Below are 22,012 nucleotides of genomic sequence, written 5' to 3' on the forward strand. Positions count from 1 at the left end.
TCGATTTCCAATCCTTTTTAATTTCTATTTACTTTCTTGCGGATTCTCAGAGCTTTGATTTTGATTTCTTTTACGTCGTTTCAGCACGAATTCCGTACCAATGAACGCAAGGCCAAACGCTGTAATGATGAGCCCGGCTTTGATTCCTTCAGGCCAGTAGGTAAATACAACCTTGTGATGGCCTTTACTGATTGGAATATAAGTGAACATCTTTGCCCAGCGCTTAGGTTGAACGGTCTTGCCATCAACCTTAGCTGTCCAGCCGTGCTCAAATGGAATTGTCGTTGTCAAAGACTGATTATTTGATTTGACGTTAACCGTACCAGTTAATTGGTGGTTATTCCATTTTGTGACTTTATATGGTTTTGAATTCAAATCTTTTGAGAACTTGGCAATCTTTGAGTTATGAACTTTATAAAGCTTAACATCCTGTAAGAGGGCGTTGTTCTTATTAACAAATATCTGAACATTGGCAGTGGTGTTGATCGTTGTACCAGTAGCAATGTTGGCAATAATTGTCTTCTCAGAAGGGGTGAACTGAGTTTGAGCTTGGCCATCAACTGAGATTGAAATGTTGCCTTTGTTAATCTCGGTTCCTAACGTCATGTAGTAAGACGTATTTTTCTCAATTGGAACGGTGAAGATAATGTAGGACATTTCCAATAGATTCTTTTTCTTTAATACGGCATTGTTCAATTTGGAAATTGGCTGAATGTTGTTGTATCGAATGTCGGTGTATTTTGCCGGTTCAAACAACTTATGAATATTTGGATCCAACCGATGAGCAATGTTGTTTTGATAGGTAATTGGACTTTTATCAATTTCATTGTGCTTCATACCGGACATTGGAGAAAGGAACCCAATTGGAACGGCGTATGGATTACGGTAAGTTCCAATTAATGAATCTTGTGCCAAGAGGTTGTAGTTGTTGTAATCAGGCTTTCTGGTCAAGGTTGTCAGCAACTGCTTTTTCGGCTTCTTATTAGGATTTGTTTCAGGAATCTGGTGACTCATGTAATATTTCATATTCAATAATGAGTCGGTAAACATGGTTCCGTTTGAATAAAGAACAAATGAATCTCCGTTAGGCTGACCAATATTCTTGAAGAATTGTGATGTATCCGACTCCAAGGTTGATGAGAAAATCGATCCACCATTGTAATTACCGGTAAAGGCATCGTTCTTAGTTCTCGAGAACGTGGTTCCCAATCGGTAGAAGCCTTTATCTTTTTGCTTAATCTTGTCAACATGCTTTCGCATGATCCGCTCAAATGAGGTGTAATTGCTGGCTTTTAAATAATCCAGATGGTTAAGTGATGTCACCATATTGAGTGCCATTTCACCACTCATTAATATTGCAAGAGTCATTGCCAAAACAATGTTCTTTCGGTAGATTCCCAAGAATACGACGATTCCTAAGGAGACTACCAAGTAAACACATCCCCAAAGAAAATCAAAGTGTCGCATGTACTCAAGATGTTTCCATCGCAGTTCAACGTAGAGGACACCTAAAGCCATGATTCCGGCTGTTACCAGGTATCCTTTCCAGTTGATACCCTCATCCAAAATATGCAGGAAGGCTTGAAAGGCGGTAAATATCATCCAGAATGAGAACAAGTATGAGAAACGGAAAGTATACCAAACTGGTAACTGCATTCCGTGCCAGAACAAATCCAAAGGCTGGAAGCACATTGATAAAATCATGAAAGCAGTTAAGGAAAGATTGGCAATCTTGACGTTTCGCTTAATGGTTGGGATAAAGAAGTAATAGACGAATAAAATGAGGATCACACTGGCGACAAACACGTTGGCAGTTCCTGCAGGCAGTTCGTTAAAGTTAACCGAACCATTAAAGAACTTGCCGAGCATATCCAAAGGGTTGTATTCAAATTTAATTTTATATTGACCTTTGGAATATTGGGTTTTACTTCCTAATAATGAGAAGAATGTCGGGATAAGAATCCAGGCGGCCAAAATACCACTTAAAATGGACGTTTTCAGCCATTTTAAAACGGCCTTTGTAGATGTTTGATTTTCAACCGGAAGGGCCTTAGCTGCCCAATAAATGAATATGAAGAGGGTTAGGAAAATTGCGATCATGTAAGACATATAGTAATTCATAATCAACATGGCCGTTAAACTCACGATGTAAAGCGCGCTTGACTGATTCTTCAAGATCTTAAACAGGCCAAACAAGATCATTGGGAGGACAAACAAGACGTCCGTCCAAAGCATGTTAAATTGGTTGGCAACCATCCAACCCATCATTGAATAGGAAGTTGCGAAACCAATAATTGCCCAGCTGCTGCGTTTGGTAACCTTCATTAAAAAGTAGCCAAAACTCAATCCGGCCAATCCATATTTCAGGATTGTGATAATTGCCAACACACTCGGCAATTTTGACAGTGGGAACAGTAACATAATCAGGTTAAGTGGACTCATTAAGTAGTAAGCCCAGGTTCCCATCATGTCACCACCAAGTGCCTTAGAGAATGAGAACAAAAAGCCGCTTGGACTATGTAATAAGGTATCATGGAAGCTCGTGTAAAAATCAATGTACTGTTGACCAAGATCGACAGTCATCACTGAGGAGTTTCCAAATGGGGCAAAATGCCGAAAAATAAAATAACTTGTGGAAATTAAGACCGGTACTAAAAAGCACAGGACTAATATGGAAATTGTGGTTGTCTTCTTTGATTTCATAATCTACATCCTTTTTAAAAGTGATTAACAACCTATAGAATATCATAATAAGTTAAAGATTGGCCACCGGTTGTAGTTTTTAGTTGTAAAATTTGATAGAATAAGTTTCATGGCAAGGAGTTAATATTGTGAAAATTTTTAAGAAAAGAACCAAGAAGAAAAACAGTGGTAAGGCAGCATCACTTCCCTTTCGAATAAACATCATTTTTATCGTTGTCGGTATTTTATTTGTTGCATTATTGACCCAACTGGCATATTTGCAAGTTATGTACGGATCGAAATTTAAAGCCGAAGTTAATCGGTCTGATACCTCGGTCGTAAATGGCAATGTGCAGCGTGGAATGATTTTTGATTCAACAGGGCATGTGCTGGTAGGAAACTCAGCGCACCAAGCAATTATTTATACAAAGGGCGTTAACGTTCTTACGTCAGATATGTACAAAACCGCAAACAAGCTGTCACAGTACGTGACGGTTCCAACGAGTAGTCTGACGCACCGACAATTGGCCGACTATTATTTGTCCGATCAAGATAATTTGGCCAAGGTTGAAAAATCAATTCCTGGAATCAGCGGTTATTCTGTCGATGCAAAATACAATAAGGCCGTTGATAAAGTAGAAAAGTATCCTGCATCTACATTTTCAGCAGCTACCAAAAATGCAGCTACGATTTTCGCTAAAATGAGCAGTGCCTATCAACTCTCTACGGTGAACATTAAAGATGACCACGTTTCTACCAAAGAAGTTGCCATGGTTGGTGAACATCTGGCGGATATGCCTGGAGTAAACGTTGGTACCAGCTGGAGTCGAAACTATCCAAATGGCCGGGCAATTCAAGGAGTTACCGGAACAGTCTCTAATGAAAAGTCTGGTCTTCCAAGTGATCGAGTAAATGAATTGCTTGCTCAGGGTTATTCACGAAACGACAGTGTTGGTCAAAGCTATTTGGAACGCCAGTATGAGCCAGTTCTTCGTGGAACCAAATCACAGACTCAAATTGTTTTGAACAGTGATAATCAAATTAAAAAAGAGATTAAAAAGTATGGCGGTCAAAAAGGTGACAACCTTCAATTGACTATCAATGCCAAGTTCCAAAAACAGCTTCAATCGTTGGTTCACTCTGCTGAATCCGGTGCCGGCGGTAATTCTACCGGTACGTATGCGGTTGTCATGAATCCTAACAATGGTGCCATTATTGGAATGGCTGGTGTTGATCGGAATCCTAAGACTTCCAAAATTACTGATAATGTTTTAGGAACCATTAACAGTTCAATTGTTATGGGATCTGTTGTAAAGGGTGCCATGGTATCAGGTGCTTTAATGGATCACGTTATCACCCCAACTAATAGTACGCTGACCGATCAACCAATCACGACCGGTGGGGTAAAGAAATCTTCATGGTTTAACCACAGTGGTCATGCAAACATTTCCGTTGATGCAAGTGATGCGCTTCAAGTATCATCTAACTCATATATGATGCAGTTGGCTATGAAGGAGGGCCACTTCAACTATGTTGAAGGTGGTGCCTTAACAATGAAGCCAAGCGTCTTCAATACCATGCGCGGATACTTCAATCAATTTGGTCTGGGTGTGAAGACAGGGGTTGATATTCCTGGTGAATCTACCGGATTAAAAGGTGCCAGTGGTGAGAAACACATCGGAAGTGCTTTGGATCTGTCATTTGGTAACTATGATGCCTATACCACAATGCAAATTGCTCAGTACATGTCAACAATTGCCAATGGTGGTAACCGAATTGAGCCTCACGTTGTTCAAGCAATTAGAGGAACCAGCAAGGATGGTAAATTGGGGACAGTCAAAGCCACTGTTATGCCAAAGGTCCTTAATCATATTGACATGACGAAAGCCCAAAGAGACGTCGTCAAAACCGGATTATATCGAGTTGTTCATGGATCCAACACCTATAAGACCGGTGGTGAACTCGATACAATCAAACCTGAAATTTCTGCAAAAACCGGTACTGCTCAAACATTCTATAACGGCAACGAAACCGTTACTTTAAGTTTAGCTTCATACGCACCATCAACACATCCTCAAGTTGTCGTTGCTTTGGCAATGCCTAACCTGGGTGTGAACGCCGAAAGTAACAACATGCAGCTTGCTAAGCAAATCTATTCAGCCTACTGGAAAACCGTTCAATCAACTTCAACCGTTAAGTAAAACTACTTAACCATTGTTAATCTATTCTAGTAATTCACGAGAATTGATGATAGAATATTTTAAGTTGAGGCTATTAAACCAGCTACTTTATAAAATGTTTGGAGGTAGTATTCCATGCGGGTACACATTACGATGGAATGTACTGAATGCCACGAACGGACTTATTTATCCAGCAAAAACCGTCGAAACAATCCTGACCGTTTGGCCCTTAAAAAGTATTGCCCACGCGAGCGTAAAGTAACATTACATCGAGAAACCAAATAAGGCTTGGGTAAACACCCAAACCTTTTTTATATACATCGGTCACAGTTATTCAAAATTTGGTAAATGAATCAGGTGATATTCATGTCTAATAGCAGTAAAACAAAGTCTGAGGTTCGCTCAGAGCAAATTGCCCGCCTACATGACTTTCTAACCGATCCAAAAAATCAACCACAAATATCACGTTTATATAACGCGTTATTTGCTGATCCGACCTTTGCTAACAGTAAGACCGTCGGCATTACGCTTAGCATGGATGACGAGTTGGATACTCAGCCAATTATCCATTGGGCACTGGAACACAATATCCGCGTCGCAGTTCCCAGGACTTTGCCCCATCGACAGATGGAGTTTGTTCTCTTAGAAGACGATACTCAAATGCTGACCACAAAGTTTGGCACGATCGAGCCGGTTAACGGCAACGTTTTGGCAAAAAATCAGTTGGATGCTTTGTTGGTGCCAGGCTTAGCCTTTTCTAAAACCCATTTTCGAGTCGGTTATGGTGGGGGATTTTATGATCGATTTTTAAAGGGATTTAATGGCACAAGCATTGCGATCGCCACCCCGGTTCAGCTATTTGACGAACCAATTTGGAACGTGGACGATTTTGATGTTAAAGTTAATAAGATCATTTACAATCAGCCACTTGGGAGGATTCATGAGTAATTTACGAGATAAACCATACGTCACATATCTACTCCTCGGAGTGATGGTCATTGTGTTCGCCTTGATGTCTGTAATGGGCGGCACTGAGAATCCCATGACTCTGGTTCAATTTGGAGCCAAATATAATCCATTAATCCGAGCTGGTCAATATTGGCGGCTGATTACACCAATGTTTATTCATATCGGCTTTACCCACATATTGATGAACGGGATTACTTTATATTTCATTGGTCAATATGTGGAGGAGTTGTTTGGTCATTGGCGATTTGCGATCATCTTCTTTGTTTCAGGCATATTAGGGAACTTGGGAAGCTTTGCCTTTACAGCGGGCTTGTCTGCCGGAGCCAGTACCGCCATATTCGGCCTTTTTGGTGCTTTTATGATGTTAGGTGAAAGCTTTTCTAAAAACCCGGTCATCGTCTCGATGGCAAAAACTTTCATGTTATTTATTGTCTTAAATATCGTGACCGATATTTTTGTTTCGGGTGTTGACATTGCCGGTCATCTAGCCGGATTAGCCGGTGGATTCCTTGTTGCGTACGTTACCGGCGTTGCTTTTTCAAAGACAAGTCAGGTAAAACGGATTATTTCTTTGATAATGCTGGTTGTAATCGCTTTCGTTTTGTTTACAATAGGTATGCGGGCAAAATTTTAATTTTTGTAAAATTGAAAGAAATTTACATTAGGATGTGAGATAATGAAAACGCTGTATGATGTTCAACAGTTGCTGAAAAGATTTGATATATATGTATATGTCGGTAAACGATTCTGGGATATTGAAGTCATGGCGCTGGAATTAGATCATCTCCATGATGCCAAATTAATCAGTCAAGATGAATTCATTCATGCAAAATTAATTTTAAACCGTGAACATCGGATTGAAGAAAAAAACGAAGGCAGGGGAAAGTACATTGGCTAAAAAATTAATTGGAATCGATTTAGGTGGAACCACCACAAAGTTTGCATTTATTGATACAAAGGGGAATATCACTGCAAAGTGGCGAATTAAAACTGATATTAGTGAACACGGAAGTAACATTGTTCCTAATATGGTTAAATCGATTAGTGATCAAATGAGAAAAGAAGATTTTACTGCTGCTGATTTTTATGGAATTGGCATGGGAACTCCTGGTGCAGTTAATCGTGAAAAGGGAACCGTTGTTGGTGCGTACAACCTTGGTTGGGATATCGTGCAACCGGTTGGTGCAACAATCTCAGCAAACCTCAATTTGCCAATCATGATTGATAATGATGCAAACAGTGCCGCACTTGGTGAATACTGGAAAGGTGCAGGTGACAAGGCAAAAGATGTCGTCTTCATTACTTTGGGTACCGGTGTTGGTGGTGGTGTTATTGCCAACGGTAAATTAGTCCACGGAATTAACAATGGTGCCGGCGAAGTTGGCCATATCACGGTTGTTCCAAACGGTTATCAATGTACCTGTGGTAAGCGCGGTTGCCTGGAGCAATACGCTTCTGCAACCGGGGTTGTTCATATCGCCAAAGATATGGCAAAGACCTTCACTGGTCATTCAAGAATCAAGGAATTGATTGATGGTGATGAAGGCTTGTCCTCAAAGATGGTGTTCTTCTTGGCCGACAATGGTGATATTTTGGCAAACCAGATTGTTAACCGAGTTTGCTCATACCTTGGACTGGCTCTTTCACACATTGGAAATACCATGAACCCCGAAAACATTATTATCGGTGGTGGTGTTTCAAATGCCGGTAACACTTTGCTTCAAACGACAACCAGATACTTCCAGGAAAATGCCTTCCCATCAGTTCGGGATTCAACCCGCCTGAAGTTGGCTCAACTTGGAAATGATGCCGGTGTCATTGGTGCTGCATCTTTGGCACTTCAGTTCAGAAACAACCAACCATTAGCAACAAATTAATCAAAAATAGAGAGAAAGAAGGATGTTTTAGTTGATAATTGGCGCAATAAACGCAAACACTGTTATGACCATTATTTTAGTAGTTATCTTGATTGCATGGGGTGGATATACGGTCTACCAAAACATGCGTGTCAAGAAGGCTGCTACATATTTAAAAAACGACGAATTCCAACATGGAATGCGTAAAGCCCAAGTCATTGACTTGAGAGAACAAAAGAATTTTAAAGATGGCCACATTTTAGGTGCCCGCAGCATGCCTTACTCAACAATTAAAAACTTTTATTCTCAGCTTCGTCCTGATCTACCGGTTTATATGTACGATCAAGGCCGAACAATTAGCAAACGAGCCGCTCTCTTTTTAAACAAAAAGGGTTATAAAGACCTTTATATTTTAAAAAGTGGGTATCAAGGCTGGAATGGTAAGGAAAAAAAGAGTAATTATTGATAAAATAGGACTATCAACAAATTTGTTGATAGTCCTATTTTTTAATTTCGATTTAAATTAAATGGATAATGAATTATCCATGGTGGGCGGCTCGGCTCTTACGCAATGCCTTTTTACGGTTGTCTTCGAACTTTTGCTCTTCGTCTTCAATTGGATCAACAACTGACTTTTTGAATGTCAGAAGTGCACCAACGCCGGCAGCAACAGTTCCCAAGACGCCAACAATGAGCCCATTAGTAAAATGTTTCATATCTAAACCCTCCAATATTCATTGATACTTTCATTATGCTTTATTTTTTATAAGATATCTAGTTAATTGACTAATTAATCGCTCAAAAGGAGTTTATCGTGAAAATTGACACAAAAATTATTGCTCACCGGGGCAGCAAAGGGACCCGTCCAGAAAATACTTTAATTTCTTTTCAGACCGCTATTGATGAAGGTGCCGATGGGATTGAAACCGATGTCCACTTTTCTAAAGACAATCAGTTGGTCGTCATGCATGATGAAACAGTCGATCGGACAACCAACGGCTCTGGTAGAATTGTTGACAAGAACCTGGCTGAAATTAAACACCTGGATGCTGGGATTCGGTTTAGTCCAGAATTTAAAGGGACAGCGGTTCCAACTTTACAGGAAGTCGTTGACCTGCTCATTAAAGATCATTTCACCGGCATCTTTAATTTGGAGTTAAAGACCAACAAAATTCAATACCCGGGTATTGAAGAAACAGTATTCAATTACTTCGCTTCAGTTGATTTCCCATTTCAGCTTATCTATTCGAGCTTTAACGCCCATTCATTGGAAATTCTGAATCAGCTTGATCCTCAGTTGGCCGGCGCAAAATTGTTTAAAACAGCCGCTAAGCAGGCCAAAGCCCTTAAGAAAGATCATATGATTGCTGATTTCCATCCTGACATTCGTTGGCTTAAACGCCATCCATTTTTCGCTCCGGCCCAAAATCTACGTCCGTGGACCGTTAATTCGACTGAGGACATGCAGTATTGCTTCGAGCGGAACATGGCAGCTATCATTACCGACTATCCTGCCCGAGCCATCCAAGTGCGGACAGAAATGGGGAGGGGCCTGGAATGAACAAAGTTTTGGCAATTGTTGGACCGACGGCCGTTGGAAAGACGGCTCTGTCGATTCAACTTGCCCATCAGTTTAACGGAGAAATTATTTCCGGGGACTCAATGCAGGTTTACAAGGGCCTGGATATTGGCACGGCAAAGGTCACCCCAGCGGAAATGGACGGCATTACCCATCACTTGATTAACATTCGCCAGATCAATGAAAGATTTTCCGTAGCTGATTTTGTTAGCATGGCGTCTAAACTCATCACGGATATTCAGCATGAAGGCAAGTTACCGATTGTCGTTGGTGGGACTGGCTTTTATCTTCAGGCACTTTTGTCCGGTCTGGAACTGGGCGGCGATCAGTATCAGGATAACCAATTGCGGCAAGAATTAATGGCTGAGGCAAACGAAAAGGGAAATTCCGAACTTCATCAACGACTTGAAACGATTGACCCCAAGTCAGCCGCTAAAATTCCGGTTAATAATGTCCGCCGGGTTATCCGGGCACTGGAAGTCTACATAAAAACCGGCCATCTTTTTTCCGACCAGCAAAATACTGGCAACAAGTACGATGCTTACGTGATTGGCTTAACCACCGATCGGCCAATCCTTTATCAACGAATCAATCAACGAGTTGATCAAATGGTGAAGATGGGGTTGATTGATGAGGCAAAGTCTTTGTATGAAAACGGCGGGGAAGCCTTCCAATCCGGCAAAGGAATCGGCTACCGTGAACTGTTTCCATACTTTGATCACCAAATGACCTTGGATGCGGCAATTGAATTGATCAAAAAGGATTCCAGGCATTATGCGAAAAGACAATTAACCTGGTTTAGAAACAAAACCGAGCCTAAACCAAATTGGTATAACCTTGTTGAGCATCCGGAGACTCTCAAAACTGTTGAAAAGGATGTCAATGAATGGCTCAAGGACACTCATAATTGAGCACATGTCATAAAATGTGACATTTGCTCTTGACTTTGGTTATCTGAATGGTATTATGAATACAAGATTTAGGAGGTGAACAAATGCGAGAGAAGGAATTACGGCGTTCAATGTCAGTTTTGCCGATTGGAACAGTTATGAAGCTGACTGACTTGACTGCACGACAAATCAGATATTATGAAGAACAGGAGTTGATTAAGCCCCTTCGAAATGAAGGCAATCGACGAATGTATTCACTGAATGATGTTGATCGGCTTTTGGAAATTAAGGATTATCTTGCCGATGGTCTTAATATTTCCGGAATCAGAGAAGTCTACAAAAAGCAAACTCAGTTGGAAGATGAACGGAAACGTAATCGTGAAAAGGGTCTGACCGACAGTGATGTCAGAAAGATTCTCGAAGACGAGTTTCTGAACATCGGCGGACTGAAGCCGCCTTCTTCGTCATTTGATGATCCAAATAATTTGAATAATCTAAATAAATAAAATCACTGATGGGAGCGATGGATAGATGGCTACAAAGCATAATTATTCAAAAGATGATATTCGCAGCATGGTAAAGGACGAAGACGTTAAATTCTTACGTTTAATGTTTACTGATTTGTTTGGAACAATCAAAAATGTTGAAGTTCCAATCACTCAATTAGATAAGTTGCTCGATAACAAATTAATGTTTGATGGTTCTTCAATCGAAGGTTTTGTTCGAATTGAAGAAAGTGACATGTACTTATACCCTGATTTATCAACATGGATGATCTTCCCATGGAGTACTGATCGTGGTAAGATTGCCCGAGTTATTTGTCAGGTTTATCGTCCAAACGGCGAACCTTATGCAGCCGATCCTCGTAACAACCTCATCCGTGTCTTGGGTGACATGAAGAAAGCCGGATTCACATCATTTAACATTGGTCCTGAACCAGAATTCTTCTTGTTCAAGATGGATGAAAACGGTGAACCAACTTTACACTTAAACGATAAGGGAAGTTACTTCGACATGGCCCCAATGGATTTGGGTGAAAATTGCCGTCGTGAAATTGTTTTAACCCTTGAAGAAATGGGCTTTGATGTTGAAGCTGCCCATCATGAAGTTGCTCCCGGCCAACATGAAATTGACTTTAAGTATGCCGATGCCTTGGCAGCTGCCGATAACATTCAAACATTCAAGTTGGTTGTTAAGACCGTTGCTCGTAAATACGGTTTGTACGCAACCTTCATGCCAAAGCCTCTTAGCGGTATCAACGGTTCAGGAATGCATTTGAACATGTCATTATTCAACGACAAGGGCAACACATTCTATGACAAAGATGGCGAACTTGAAATTTCTCAAGAAGCTTATTACTTCTTAGGCGGTTTGCTGAAGCATGCCCGTTCATTCACTGCGGTATGTAACCCAATCGTTAACTCATACAAACGTCTTGTTCCAGGTTATGAAGCACCTGTTTACGTTGCATGGTCCGGTTCAAACCGTTCACCACTTATTCGTATTCCTAGTGCTCGTGGCAATTCAACTCGTTTGGAACTTCGTTCAGTTGATCCAACTGCCAATCCATACCTTGCGATTGCATGTGTCTTGGAAGCCGGCCTTGATGGCTTGCGTAACAAGATTCAACCAGAACACAGTATCGACCGGAACATTTACCGAATGGATGCTGAAGAACGTCAAAAGAGCCACATCACCAACTTGCCTGACACATTGCACAATGCTTTGAAGGACTTGTCAGCTGATGAAACCATGAAGAAAGCACTTGGCGAACATCTATACAACAGTTTCATCGAAGCTAAGAATCTTGAATACGATTCATACCGTACTCAAGTATCTGGCTGGGAACGTGATCAATACCTTGAAAAATACTAATCAATTAATTAGTTAATTAAACGCACTTGTTAAGAGCGCATAGTACTTTAAAAAGCTCACAGTGGTGCACTAAGTCGTGTACGATTGTGAGCTTTTTGTATACGAAAGTATTCTCATCAAAATATCATGAACATATAACATTATTTGTTGGAATCTAATTTTAGTAAGGGGTGCTTTCTATGTTAAACAATCACCATGTGTTAACAGTTGGGTTAACAATCTCATTTGCTTTGCTACTGAGCGGCTGTTCCTCGCAAAAAAGCGGTTCAGGGAAATTAGCCGATAAGCAGGAATTTACAGTCGGGGTCAGCTCGGAACTCTCAACCGTTGATTTGTCCAAGACGACATCGGTGCAAACTTTCGAAGTCCTGAACAATGTTGATGAAGGCTTGTATCGGATTGGGAAAAACAGCAAAATCAACAATGCTTTGGCCACAAAAACCAAGGTTTTCAAGGATGGCCTCCAATACACCTTTAACTTACGAAAAGGGGCTAAATGGAGCAACGGTGATCCGGTAACTGCCAAAGACTTTGTTTATTCCTGGCGGAGGACGGTCAATCCCAAGACTGCCTCTCAATACGGATACCTGTTTTCCGGAATTAAGAATGCTGACGCAATTCAGTCCAACAAGAAGTCGCCAAACACTTTAGGCATTAAAGCAGATGGCAATTATAAGTTGGTTGTCACATTAGAGAAGAAAATTCCGTACTTTAAGCTATTGTTGGGATTCCCACTGTTTTTCCCACAAAATCAAAAGGTGGTTGAAAAATTTGGCAACAAGTACGGCACATCAAGTTCCGACATTACGTACAATGGTCCATTTAAATTAACCAAATGGAACGGAACCGGGATGACCTGGACCCTTGCCAAGAACGCCAAATATTGGGATAAGAAGCACGTTAAGCTCGATAAGCTTCACTATCAGGTCACTAAGGATCCATCAACCGGATATAACCAATTTAAGACCGATAAACTGCAGTATGTCGGCTTGTCAGGCGTTTTAGCCAAGAATTTGAAAAACAACAAGGATTTAGTGACTCGAGAGACTTCAAGCTGCTACTACCTTGCGTTTAACCAAAAGAAGAAGCTGTTTAAGAATTTAAAAATCAGAGAAGCCATTTCAATGTCGATTAACCGCGATCAACTTACCAAGAAGATCTTGGGTGACGGCTCCTTTAACTCTCAAAGCTTTGTGTCAAAAGGACTGGCCATCAATCCTAAAACCGGTAAAGATTTCACTGCCACGACTGCAAAGCCGGATTCTTTGAAGTATAACCCAAGCCAAGCAAAAGTCCTTTGGAAACAGGGACTCAAAGAATTGGGAATTAAATCGATGAGCTTTACTCTACTAAGTTCCGATGAATTTGCTCAAAAACAAGTCAGCGAATATCTCCAGTCGCAACTGGAAAAGAATTTGCCTGGATTGAAAGTTCATTTAAGCAACATTCCATTCCAAACATTGCTTGCCCGTCAGAAATCGCATAATTATCAGGTTACCATGGGTGACTGGTATGCTGACTTTGCGGATCCAATTACTTTCTTGAATATCTTAACTTCCGGAAATCCAAGCAACGTCCCACAATGGTCCAATAAAGAATACGATCGTTTAATCAAGGCGTCGTCCACTACGGATGCCGGCAACCAGGACAAACGGTTTGATGATTTAACCAAGGCCCAAAACATCTTACTCAACAACCAAGGCGTAACGCCGTTGTATCAATCTGCAAGCAAGAATTTGTTAAGCAGCAAGGTTAAAGGGATTATTTACAATACTGCCGGAGCTACTTATAACTATAAAAACGTTTACGTCATTAAATAACGTTTTTCTCAAAAGACCAGATAAGTTCATTATCTGGTCTTTTTTTATGTTGGTTTCATTGTTTAATTTCTTTTAACGGATTATTTTCTAATGTTTTTGGAAAATCTTTCATAAATAATGCGATTAGCCCTTTATTTATGTACGTTTTTCAGATAACATTAAGTGTATAAATAAGGGGAATACGAGGCAATATTATGGATAACAAAATTGAAAACGATCCATTCAGCCAAAACGATACAATTTTATCTTCTGCCCTCACTGAAAAGGTAAAATATTTATCCGACCTGAATGACTCGATCAAAAATGGCAATGATTTAAAAGTTTATGAATTAATGGATCCAAACCGTTTTGCAACGGAAGTAAAGGGTGAGCAGCCTGAACAGCCAAAGCCTAATTTCTTTGGCTTGGCTGCCGATTTAAAAGCCCAATTAAGTCATCACTTAAGCAACAAGTTAATTGATTATTTAGGTACTACATATCCATTCTTTTACTATCATGAATTTGAATTGGGTAAATTCAATATTTACTTCGGAAATTGGTGGGATCACCGCATGTTTGGTGAACTGGATGCCATCAATGTTCAATTCAATTTTGCTGAGGACGAATACAATACCTTGGCAAAATCATTTGAACTTGAAGCCCAAAACAAGCGTGTCAATGATGACCAAATGCAGGAATTGGGACAAAAGAATGAAAAGTTGACGCAGTTAATTGAAGATCAAAACAAACGTGATCAGCGTAAGGAAGAGATCCGAAAGCAAATCAAGGAAAACGAAGCAAAGTCACCAATGCCTTGGGAAGCTGGAAAAGTTAAGGAAGAACATCAACAACTTCAAAATGCTTTGCTGGAGCTAACCAACATTGATGAACAGGCTTCCGATGGCCGGGCTGAAATTAAAAAGAACGAAAATCAAATTCTGGCTTTATCCAAAGAAGAGACCATTTATAATTTGGAAAAACAAAACATTCGGGCTTCGTTTGGCAGTTTTGAAGCATTTATTGATAACAATAACAACTTGTACGCCAAATACTTGCAGAGCTTGAGCAAAGAAACGCAGGTGACTGACGGTGAGTAATGAAAATAATGAAACTGAAAAGCAGGTTTTAACCACAACCGAGCTTTTAAAGAATTATACCAATGCGATTCAAACCGGATTGGATAACGGATCGAAGTATGTTGATGCATTTGAAAGTCTCAATACAACCAAAGAATTAAATGATTTATTGGCTGCAGCGGTTCAATTAACCAATTATCGACTCAACACTGATTTTGTCGAATTTCCACATCAATTTTCAGATGAAGACGTTCAACTGATCTTTCTCGAACGTTTGTTGAAGCTCTCTGATAATGCCAATGGATTTACCATTTCGAATGCTGAAAATGTCCAGAAGCTGCTGTGTACGTTTGGTTCACTGGGTGATAACACATTTACTTTCACCAAATCTACCAAAAATGAATCCGGCTTCTTCTTTGGGCCAACAGCTCATAATCGGCCTCTGTTCTATCTCAATCTTAAGAACAAGGAATTGATGTTCCATGGAACTTCATTAATCGAATACTTTGTTGTTGATCTTGAGGGACTGGACGTTTCCGCCATCAAGCAAGCACTACAAGTCATGATTCAAGCTGCTCAAGTTCTCAAAGAGACCTTTGGCTTCAAGATTGACTTTAATGTCCTCGATGGGGTTAATGGTGAATTCTATGAATTTGCTGCTGGTGAAATTCCAGAACCAATTTTGGATGAATTGTTCGTTAAATCAGCTGATAATCAATATATCCTGATGTCTGGTCAGAATGGCGGCGCTGCATTAACGTTGGATAACGATACCAAGCTCACTGTTTATAATGCCGGTGACGACGACCGTCCAAAGTGGGGAGCTACGATTCACGATAATGATCAGCAGGAAAGCTGGCTTAACCTGCTTTTGGATTATCCATTTATCAAGGATTGGTACCTTAACAATAAAAAGCAGTTGGATATTCTTTCAAACAAAATTGTTTTTGGATAGGAGTTAGCAATGGATTTACAAGCACTGATTGCCTCATCAGTTTATTTGAACCGGCAAATCGAGTCAAAAAAACAACTTCACTGGTCAAACGATGGCCGGGTAAAGAATGCTTTTGTCGCTTTGGATGTTGAATTAGCCGAAATGGCCAATACCTCAGAGTGGTTTAAAGTTTGGAAAATCCATCGAGGCAAAAGTGATCCGGACAAGACTCCGCGGGAGACATTGCTTTATGAGTATGTCGATGCAATGGACTTCTACCTCTTGATTTCCAACCTGAAGAATTGGAATCACGTTATTTTGAATTCAGAAAAAGATTTGGATAAAATCAAGAAATTCAAAAAAGAGGATAACTTGGACAAACAGTATTTGGCACTTAAGCGGATGCTGTTTGATGCCTACTTTAACCACAGCGGTGATAGCTTCAGCCATTCGTGGCGACTGTTCTTAAAATTTGGCTTAGTCGATTTTGGCTATACCGAGGAAGAAATTGTGACCGCATTTAACCGTAAAAATAAAATCAATGAGGATCGCCAAGACGATAATTATTAATTGTTATATTGAAAGAGCCATCCAAGTCAAATTGACCTGGATGGCTCTTTATTTTGTGCATCAAACGAACATCATAAACAAAAATCCCGTTTACCTTAATAGAAAGGTAAGCGGGATTTTGCTTTGTTTTAGTGTCGCAAGAGAGATTCGAACTCTCGACCTACGGTTTAGAAGACCGTTGCTCTATCCAGCTGAGCTATTGCGACAAATCAACACTAATAATTATATGAAATATTAAGGGGGTAGTCAATGTTTATTCAAAGGATTTGGGTTATTTCGTCGAAAACATTATGAATTCCTTAAAGATGTTGCATTTTTATTAAAGTTTTCGCCATTTTACACTAATAATTTGAACCCCTTGACAAAAAATAAGATAATAGAATTGTTCAGCGTAAAGCTGTCCTATCAATAGGAGGTGGACGTTGTGGGATTTGTAATTTTTATTGTATTTATTTTCATAGTTTGTGGAATTATTCAGTATTTTACCGATTCTTCAACAACCATTGGGGAGAATGGCAAGCATTTAGCTCAAAGAAAATAAAAGAGCAGCCGCCAGTAACGGTTGTTTTTTTATGGTTTTCAGCTTTCTATTGACGAACAGGCGGCGATTATGTATACTAGTAACGTTGTAATTGTGGCTTCCACAGCTACAACCGCTCGATTCAAGCTAGAAAGTTCTCAACACGTGTTGGGGCGCTTGTTCTCGGCGAGTCTAAGCAAATTAATAAGGAGGTGCACAAGATATGTACGCAGTTATTACTACAGGCGGTAAGCAATACAAAGTGTCCGAAGGCGACGCAATCTACGTTGAAAAGTTAAACGCAGACGAAGGCTCAAAGGTTACTTTTGATCAAGTTGTTATGGTCGGCGGCGATTCAGTTAAAGTTGGTACACCATTAGTTGATGGCGCATCAGTTACTGGAACTGTTGAAAAGCAGGGTCGTCAAAAGAAGATTACAATCTTCCGTTACAAACCAAAGAAGGGCTCACGTTCAAAGAAGGGCCATCGTCAACCATATACTAAAGTTGTTATTGATTCAATCAAGGCATAATTTACTTTGAGGTGACTGATATGATTAAGGCTACCATTAAGCGTTATCGCGGTCATGTTAGCGGATTTACAATTACCGGACACGCCGATGCTGGTGAATACGGACAAGATATTGTCTGTTCAGCAGTTTCAGTGCTCAGCATCACAACAGTTAACGGCCTCCAAGAGGTTGTTGGATTGGATGTTGATGTTGATAGTGATGATAAAAATGGCGGTTATCTATCAGTTGATGTGCCAGTCGTTACCGATTCCAAGAAGAGTATTCAAGCTGATGCAGTTTTGAATACCTTTGCGAATGGAATGGCTGATATAGCAGATAGCTACAGTAAGTATATTAAGTTAAATACAGCGAAATAAATCAATTAATCTGGAGGTGTAAACCTATGTTAGCAATGAATTTACAATTCTTCTCTCACCATAAAGGTGGTGGATCAACTGCCAACGGTCGTAACTCAGCTGGTCGTCGTTTAGGTACAAAGGCTGCTGATGGATCATCAGTTCACAGTGGATCAATCATTTATCGTCAACGTGGAACTCATATCTACCCAGGAAACAATGTTAAGCGTGGTAACGATGACACATTGTTTGCAGTAGTTGATGGAGTTGTTCGTTTCGAAAGAAAAGGACGCGACAAGCGTCAGGTTTCAGTTTATCCAGTTGCTGAAGCTGCTAAATAGCTCACAATATTTTAATTAAAGAGGCTGGGACAAAACTCGTGTTTTGCATCCCAGCTTTTTAATTATCTAGATCAGGATGCCATTTTAATTGGCTATTTTGGTTTAAAGTATTATATAATCAATATATGTTACATCACATTTAGGAGGAACAATCATGGCAATTTCAACTGCTGATTTTAAAAATGGATTAACCATCGAGGTTGACAACGCAATCTGGAGAATTTTAAGTTTCCAACATGTTAAACCTGGTAAAGGTGGCGCATTTGTCCGTTCTAAGTTAAAGAACCTTCGTACCGGTGCCGTTCAAGAAAAGACATTCCGGTCAGGTGCTAAGATGGAACAAGCACAAATTGATACCCGTAAGATGCAATACTTATACGCAGACGGTGATCAACACGTATTCATGGACATGGATACTTATGATCAAATTTCAATTCCTGAAGAACAAATTAAAAGTGAATTGAACTATCTTCAAGAAAACATGGAAGTTCAAGTTATCCAGTACGGTAATGAAACCTTGGGTATTGAGCTCCCTAACACAGTTACTCTCGAAGTTGCTTCAACTGAACCCGGCATCAAAGGTGACACTGCTTCAGGTGGCTCAAAGCCTGCAACAATGACCACTGGTTTAACCTTACAAGTGCCATTCTTCGTTAACAAGGGCGACAAGTTGGTTATCAACACAACTGACGGAACTTACATTTCACGGGGATAGTATTTCAATTGATCTGAAACGGAGGCTTTAGTATGGCTGAAGACACTAATATTACTCTTCATTCAAATGATCCGAAACTTGGCAAGATTGAAATTGCACCTAATGTTCTTGAAATTATTGCCGGGGTAGCGACTTCACAAATTGATGGCGTTAACCGCATGAGCGGTTCATTTTCCAACAGTGTAAATGAACTGTTGGGCCGCAGAAAAGAACATGGAAAAGGTGTCACTTTAACGTATACCAACGAAGAATTGACAGTTGATGTTTATGTTTATTTGAATTATGGCGTATCTGTTCCCAAAGTTGCGTTGAAAATTCAAAGTCAAGTTGAACAGCAATTGCTGTTCATGACTGGTTTAAAGGTCACAGAGGTAAATGTCCATGTTCAGGGTGTCATTCCGGAAAAGACGACCAGTACCGTTGATCCGAATAACCCGTTTGCTGACGACGAAGAAAATGGTGAGGACTAGTGGAATTAACACGACACCAAATTAGAGAAATTGCGTTCCAAACACTTTTTGCCCTAAATACCAACGATCAAACTGACTGGAAAGATTTCTTTCAGGTTTTGACAAGTGGTAAATACGGTGATGAGTATCCTGAATATTTGCATCAGTTAATTTCAGGAGTTTTGGAGCACAAGTCTGAAATCGATAAAACAATTGAAAAGTATTTAGCTTCCAGTTGGTCTCTCGAGCGAATTGCAAGAACTGATCTGATTATCTTGGAGATTGCCATCTATGAAATGGTTTATGTAGATGATATGCCTGCCAAGGTATCAATCAACGAAGCAATTGAACTCGCAAAAAAGTTTAGTGACGACCGTTCAAGAAAATTTGTTAACGGGATTTTGTCACATGCTTTAGAAGAACTGGTAAAATAGATTTACACATGTGTAAATCTATTTTTTTGTACATATGTTTATTTAAGACGAAAATACAAAGGAGCGGTTTCTAAGATGGCAACAATTATTGATGGTAAAGCACTGGCAAAAAAGTTGAATTCGCAGACAAGTTTAAGGGTTAAGAAACTCCAAGATACAAATGGAATCACTCCTGGTTTAGTCGTCATTATCGTTGGGACCGATCCGGCCAGTGAACGATATGTTAGAAATAAGCATCGAACTGCAAAGCGACTTGGAATTTACTCACTTGTTCGGCAGTTGCCGGACACCATTTCGCAATCAGAGTTATTGAAGATTGTTCAAGAATATAATGACAATCCAAAAATTACCGGTATCTTGGTTCAAGATCCATTGCCTAAACAAATCAATGAAAAAGAAATTACTCGAGCAATTCTTCCTGAAAAGGATGTTGATGGTTTCCATCCTATTAACGTCGGCAAGTTGTATCTCGATGATTCAACAAATTATCCCGTTGCTTGCACACCCAAGGGTGTCATGACAATGTTTAAAGAATACAACATTAATTTAAAGGGTAAAAATGCTGTGATGATCGGTCGAAGTGCAATTGTTGGGAAACCAATGGCAGCCTTAATGTTAAATGCCGGTGCCAGTGTTTCAATCCTGCACTTATTAACTAAAGATATTACTGAATACACTAAGAATGCTGACATCATTGTTTCAGCTACCGGAAGTCTCCACACGGTTACCAAAGACGATGTCAAGCCTGGTGCGGTTGTCATTGACGTCGGTCAAAACATCAATGAAGAAGGCCATCTGGTTGGTGATACCGACTACGCCGACTTATTGGATAAAGTTTCGTACATCACCCCTGTTCCAGGTGGGGTTGGTCCAATGACCATCGCAACCTTAATGCAGCAAACAGTCGATCTGGCAGAATGGAGCCTTGAACGTGGCAAATGATTATTTAACCGTCAGCGCCTTAACAAAATATATAAAAAGGAAATTTGACGTAGATCCGTATCTATCTAAGGTATACCTGACTGGTGAAATTTCCAATTTCAGGTTACGGCCGAATGCCCATCAATACTTTAGTTTAAAAGATGACAACGCCAAGATCAGCGCAATTATGTTCAAATCCGCGTTCAATCGAATCAAGTTCACTCCCGAAGAAGGAATGAAAGTACTCGTTGTCGGGCATATCTCCGTCTACGAACCCAGTGGCAGTTATCAAATCTACGTTGAACAAATGGAACCCGATGGCGTTGGTCAACTTTATCAAGCATATGAACAGCTTAAGAAAAAGTTGTCCCAAGAAGGCTTATTTAACTTACCTAAGAAGCCATTAAAACAGTTCCCTAAACGGATCGCGGTTGTGACTTCTCCCAGTGGAGCTGTCATTCGTGACATTATTACGACGGTCCGAAGAAGATACCCAATCGCCCAAATTGTTCTGTTTCCGGCCCTGGTTCAGGGGACTGAAGCCAGCACTGATATTGTCAGACAAATTGAACGGGTTAACCAAAACGGCACTTTCGATACTTTGATTGTTGGCCGTGGTGGTGGTTCAATTGAGGATTTGTGGCCATTTAACGAGGAAAATGTTGCCAGAGCAATTGTTGCCAGCAAGATTCCCGTTATTTCTTCTGTTGGTCACGAAACTGATACAACAATCGCCGACCTGGTTGCTGATGTCCGTGCCGCAACACCAACTGCTGCAGCGGAGCTTGCTGTTCCGCGGTTGGATCAAGTATTGGTGGATCTTAAAACCACGCAAAATCGGATTATCAATGCGGCATACCAAGTGATTCAAGAAGATAAGCTGCGTTTGAAGCGGCTTCAACAGTCAACCGTGTTTACCTCTCCGCAACGGATCTATGAGACGTTCTCACAACGCCTGGATTTGCTGACGCAACGTTTGTATAACCAATCGAACAAGATCACTGGTAAGCGCAAGGATCGCTTCAATGACCTGAAGTTAAGATTACGGCTGGTTGCACCAACGTATACGATAAAAGAACAGCAGCAAAAATTATCGACACTGCAGGGACGCCTTGATCGGGCATCGGCTCAAAACCTGAGAAATGTTAAACAGCATTATCAAATGCTGGTCGGGTCTTTGGATCATCTAAGCCCGTTAAAGATTCTCAGTCGAGGCTATACGTATACGACGGATGAAAAAGGTGATTTTGTGAAACGGGTTGCTGATTTAAAAACGTCCACAATCGATGTTCATTTCAGCGACGGTACGGTAAACGCATCGGTCAACAAAATTAACCAGAATAAGGAGAAGTAAA

25 protein-coding genes, 1 tRNA gene and 1 other annotated feature are annotated in these 22,012 nt (G+C 40.4%); of the genes, 23 read left to right on the plus strand and 3 right to left on the minus strand.

Annotation, left to right across the window (positions count from 1 at the left end):
• Positions 1–24: 24 nt before the first annotated feature.
• A complete protein-coding gene (locus tag LKE01_RS07100; RefSeq protein ID WP_054769822.1) occupies positions 25–2,703 on the minus strand; it encodes a YfhO family protein in 2,679 nt (892 codons plus the stop codon).
• A 128-nt stretch (positions 2,704–2,831) separates the two neighbouring features.
• On the opposite strand from LKE01_RS07100, the gene LKE01_RS07105 reads away from it, so the two are divergent.
• The 7 genes from LKE01_RS07105 (at position 2,832) to LKE01_RS07135 (ending at position 8,153) form a co-directional block, all read left to right on the plus strand.
• Positions 2,832–4,883: a peptidoglycan D,D-transpeptidase FtsI family protein gene (locus LKE01_RS07105; RefSeq protein ID WP_057962217.1), complete on the plus strand. Its 2,052-nt coding sequence runs from the start codon at positions 2,832–2,834 to the stop codon at positions 4,881–4,883.
• A 114-nt stretch (positions 4,884–4,997) separates the two neighbouring features.
• Entirely contained in the window at positions 4,998–5,147 is a 150-nt protein-coding gene (gene rpmG / locus LKE01_RS07110) for a 50S ribosomal protein L33 (protein WP_095344916.1), read from the plus strand.
• Between the two features lie 81 nt (positions 5,148–5,228).
• Positions 5,229–5,810, plus strand: coding sequence for a 5-formyltetrahydrofolate cyclo-ligase (locus LKE01_RS07115; protein WP_057962218.1), 582 nt, complete (start codon positions 5,229–5,231; stop codon positions 5,808–5,810).
• The gene (locus LKE01_RS07120) at positions 5,803–6,465 is read left to right on the plus strand and encodes a rhomboid family intramembrane serine protease (RefSeq protein WP_095344915.1); all 663 of its coding nucleotides are present in this window, start codon (positions 5,803–5,805) and stop codon (positions 6,463–6,465) included. Before LKE01_RS07115 ends, LKE01_RS07120 begins: the two co-directional genes overlap by 8 nt.
• 42 nt (positions 6,466–6,507) lie before the next feature.
• Positions 6,508–6,729, plus strand: a complete 222-nt coding sequence (locus LKE01_RS07125; protein WP_054769821.1) for a YqgQ family protein — start codon at positions 6,508–6,510, stop codon at positions 6,727–6,729.
• Positions 6,722–7,708, plus strand: a complete 987-nt coding sequence (locus LKE01_RS07130) for an ROK family glucokinase (RefSeq protein WP_057962220.1) — start codon at positions 6,722–6,724, stop codon at positions 7,706–7,708. Before LKE01_RS07125 ends, LKE01_RS07130 begins: the two co-directional genes overlap by 8 nt.
• 64 nt (positions 7,709–7,772) lie before the next feature.
• Entirely contained in the window at positions 7,773–8,153 is a 381-nt protein-coding gene (locus tag LKE01_RS07135) for a rhodanese-like domain-containing protein (RefSeq protein WP_057962239.1), read from the plus strand.
• 73 nt (positions 8,154–8,226) lie between these two features.
• Here LKE01_RS07135 and LKE01_RS07140 read toward each other — a convergent pair whose 3' ends face one another.
• Entirely contained in the window at positions 8,227–8,403 is a 177-nt protein-coding gene (locus tag LKE01_RS07140) for a DUF3042 family protein (RefSeq protein ID WP_095344914.1), read from the minus strand.
• Positions 8,404–8,501: 98 nt separating this feature from the next.
• Here LKE01_RS07140 and LKE01_RS07145 point away from each other — a divergent pair, with 98 nt between their 5' ends.
• From LKE01_RS07145 to LKE01_RS07180, 8 genes are all read left to right on the plus strand, one after another.
• Complete coding sequence (locus tag LKE01_RS07145; protein ID WP_057962221.1) at positions 8,502–9,248, plus strand: glycerophosphodiester phosphodiesterase; 747 nt, start codon at positions 8,502–8,504, stop codon at positions 9,246–9,248.
• Positions 9,245–10,177, plus strand: coding sequence for a tRNA (adenosine(37)-N6)-dimethylallyltransferase MiaA (miaA, locus tag LKE01_RS07150; RefSeq protein WP_057962222.1), 933 nt, complete (start codon positions 9,245–9,247; stop codon positions 10,175–10,177). Before LKE01_RS07145 ends, miaA begins: the two co-directional genes overlap by 4 nt.
• An 83-nt stretch (positions 10,178–10,260) precedes the next feature.
• Positions 10,261–10,662 carry a MerR family transcriptional regulator gene (locus tag LKE01_RS07155; protein WP_054769436.1) on the plus strand — a complete coding sequence of 134 codons (402 nt, stop codon included), beginning with the start codon at positions 10,261–10,263 and terminating at the stop codon, positions 10,660–10,662.
• 25 nt (positions 10,663–10,687) lie between these two features.
• Positions 10,688–12,031 carry a type I glutamate--ammonia ligase gene (gene glnA / locus LKE01_RS07160; RefSeq protein WP_057962223.1) on the plus strand — a complete coding sequence of 448 codons (1,344 nt, stop codon included), beginning with the start codon at positions 10,688–10,690 and terminating at the stop codon, positions 12,029–12,031.
• Between the two features lie 179 nt (positions 12,032–12,210).
• Complete coding sequence (locus LKE01_RS07165; RefSeq protein WP_054769435.1) at positions 12,211–13,851, plus strand: peptide ABC transporter substrate-binding protein; 1,641 nt, start codon at positions 12,211–12,213, stop codon at positions 13,849–13,851.
• A 194-nt stretch (positions 13,852–14,045) separates the two neighbouring features.
• Positions 14,046–14,927, plus strand: a complete 882-nt coding sequence (locus LKE01_RS07170; protein WP_054769434.1) for a hypothetical protein — start codon at positions 14,046–14,048, stop codon at positions 14,925–14,927.
• Positions 14,920–15,861, plus strand: a complete 942-nt coding sequence (locus tag LKE01_RS07175) for a hypothetical protein (protein ID WP_054769433.1) — start codon at positions 14,920–14,922, stop codon at positions 15,859–15,861. The genes LKE01_RS07170 and LKE01_RS07175 overlap by 8 nt, the downstream gene beginning before the upstream one ends.
• Before the next feature lie 9 nt (positions 15,862–15,870).
• Positions 15,871–16,410 (plus strand): dUTPase, encoded by a 540-nt coding sequence (locus tag LKE01_RS07180; protein WP_057962224.1) that lies wholly within the window; start codon positions 15,871–15,873, stop codon positions 16,408–16,410.
• Between the two features lie 132 nt (positions 16,411–16,542).
• On the opposite strand, the gene LKE01_RS07185 is transcribed toward LKE01_RS07180, so the two are convergent.
• Positions 16,543–16,616, minus strand: a tRNA-Arg gene (locus LKE01_RS07185).
• Between the two features lie 435 nt (positions 16,617–17,051).
• Positions 17,052–17,134: a sequence feature (ribosomal protein L21 leader region), on the plus strand.
• Between the two features lie 19 nt (positions 17,135–17,153).
• Here LKE01_RS07185 and rplU point away from each other — a divergent pair.
• From rplU to xseA, 8 genes are all read left to right on the plus strand, one after another.
• On the plus strand, positions 17,154–17,462 hold the full coding sequence (gene rplU, locus LKE01_RS07190; RefSeq protein WP_054769432.1) for a 50S ribosomal protein L21: 309 nt from the start codon (positions 17,154–17,156) through the stop codon (positions 17,460–17,462).
• A gap of 20 nt (positions 17,463–17,482) precedes the next feature.
• Positions 17,483–17,818 (plus strand): ribosomal-processing cysteine protease Prp, encoded by a 336-nt coding sequence (locus LKE01_RS07195; RefSeq protein WP_054769431.1) that lies wholly within the window; start codon positions 17,483–17,485, stop codon positions 17,816–17,818.
• Between the two features lie 26 nt (positions 17,819–17,844).
• The gene (gene rpmA / locus LKE01_RS07200; RefSeq protein ID WP_014940013.1) at positions 17,845–18,138 is read left to right on the plus strand and encodes a 50S ribosomal protein L27; all 294 of its coding nucleotides are present in this window, start codon (positions 17,845–17,847) and stop codon (positions 18,136–18,138) included.
• Positions 18,139–18,292: 154 nt separating this feature from the next.
• Positions 18,293–18,853 carry an elongation factor P gene (gene efp, locus LKE01_RS07205; RefSeq protein WP_054769430.1) on the plus strand — a complete coding sequence of 187 codons (561 nt, stop codon included), beginning with the start codon at positions 18,293–18,295 and terminating at the stop codon, positions 18,851–18,853.
• A 32-nt stretch (positions 18,854–18,885) separates the two neighbouring features.
• On the plus strand, positions 18,886–19,323 hold the full coding sequence (locus LKE01_RS07210; RefSeq protein WP_054769429.1) for an Asp23/Gls24 family envelope stress response protein: 438 nt from the start codon (positions 18,886–18,888) through the stop codon (positions 19,321–19,323).
• A complete protein-coding gene (gene nusB / locus LKE01_RS07215; RefSeq protein WP_057962225.1) occupies positions 19,323–19,736 on the plus strand; it encodes a transcription antitermination factor NusB in 414 nt (137 codons plus the stop codon). The genes LKE01_RS07210 and nusB overlap by 1 nt, the downstream gene beginning before the upstream one ends.
• A gap of 75 nt (positions 19,737–19,811) precedes the next feature.
• Positions 19,812–20,678, plus strand: coding sequence for a bifunctional 5,10-methylenetetrahydrofolate dehydrogenase/5,10-methenyltetrahydrofolate cyclohydrolase (locus LKE01_RS07220; protein WP_057962226.1), 867 nt, complete (start codon positions 19,812–19,814; stop codon positions 20,676–20,678).
• Complete coding sequence (xseA, locus tag LKE01_RS07225) at positions 20,668–22,011, plus strand: exodeoxyribonuclease VII large subunit (RefSeq protein ID WP_057962227.1); 1,344 nt, start codon at positions 20,668–20,670, stop codon at positions 22,009–22,011. Before LKE01_RS07220 ends, xseA begins: the two co-directional genes overlap by 11 nt.
• The last annotated feature ends 1 nt before the right edge of the window (position 22,012 follow it).

The sequence above is a fragment of the Lentilactobacillus kefiri genome (assembly GCF_007989105.1).
GTDB classification, from domain to species: Bacteria; Bacillota; Bacilli; order Lactobacillales; family Lactobacillaceae; genus Lentilactobacillus; species Lentilactobacillus kefiri.

Bases quoted from the DNA above. Each gene is read 5' to 3' on its own strand.
- LKE01_RS07100 (WP_054769822.1), bottom strand. From the start codon at position 2,703: ATGAAATCAAAGAAGACAACCACAATTTCCATATTAGTCCTGTGCTTT.
- rpmG (WP_095344916.1), top strand. From the start codon at position 4,998: ATGCGGGTACACATTACGATGGAATGTACTGAATGCCACGAACGGACT.
- LKE01_RS07115 (WP_057962218.1), top strand. From the start codon at position 5,229: ATGTCTAATAGCAGTAAAACAAAGTCTGAGGTTCGCTCAGAGCAAATT.
- LKE01_RS07120 (WP_095344915.1), top strand. From the start codon at position 5,803: ATGAGTAATTTACGAGATAAACCATACGTCACATATCTACTCCTCGGA.
- LKE01_RS07125 (WP_054769821.1), top strand. From the start codon at position 6,508: ATGAAAACGCTGTATGATGTTCAACAGTTGCTGAAAAGATTTGATATA.
- LKE01_RS07135 (WP_057962239.1), top strand. From the start codon at position 7,773: ATGACCATTATTTTAGTAGTTATCTTGATTGCATGGGGTGGATATACG.
- LKE01_RS07140 (WP_095344914.1), bottom strand. From the start codon at position 8,403: ATGAAACATTTTACTAATGGGCTCATTGTTGGCGTCTTGGGAACTGTT.
- miaA (WP_057962222.1), top strand. From the start codon at position 9,245: ATGAACAAAGTTTTGGCAATTGTTGGACCGACGGCCGTTGGAAAGACG.
- LKE01_RS07155 (WP_054769436.1), top strand. From the start codon at position 10,261: ATGCGAGAGAAGGAATTACGGCGTTCAATGTCAGTTTTGCCGATTGGA.
- glnA (WP_057962223.1), top strand. From the start codon at position 10,688: ATGGCTACAAAGCATAATTATTCAAAAGATGATATTCGCAGCATGGTA.
- LKE01_RS07165 (WP_054769435.1), top strand. From the start codon at position 12,211: ATGTTAAACAATCACCATGTGTTAACAGTTGGGTTAACAATCTCATTT.
- LKE01_RS07170 (WP_054769434.1), top strand. From the start codon at position 14,046: ATGGATAACAAAATTGAAAACGATCCATTCAGCCAAAACGATACAATT.
- LKE01_RS07180 (WP_057962224.1), top strand. From the start codon at position 15,871: ATGGATTTACAAGCACTGATTGCCTCATCAGTTTATTTGAACCGGCAA.
- rplU (WP_054769432.1), top strand. From the start codon at position 17,154: ATGTACGCAGTTATTACTACAGGCGGTAAGCAATACAAAGTGTCCGAA.
- LKE01_RS07195 (WP_054769431.1), top strand. From the start codon at position 17,483: ATGATTAAGGCTACCATTAAGCGTTATCGCGGTCATGTTAGCGGATTT.
- rpmA (WP_014940013.1), top strand. From the start codon at position 17,845: ATGTTAGCAATGAATTTACAATTCTTCTCTCACCATAAAGGTGGTGGA.
- efp (WP_054769430.1), top strand. From the start codon at position 18,293: ATGGCAATTTCAACTGCTGATTTTAAAAATGGATTAACCATCGAGGTT.
- LKE01_RS07210 (WP_054769429.1), top strand. From the start codon at position 18,886: ATGGCTGAAGACACTAATATTACTCTTCATTCAAATGATCCGAAACTT.
- LKE01_RS07220 (WP_057962226.1), top strand. From the start codon at position 19,812: ATGGCAACAATTATTGATGGTAAAGCACTGGCAAAAAAGTTGAATTCG.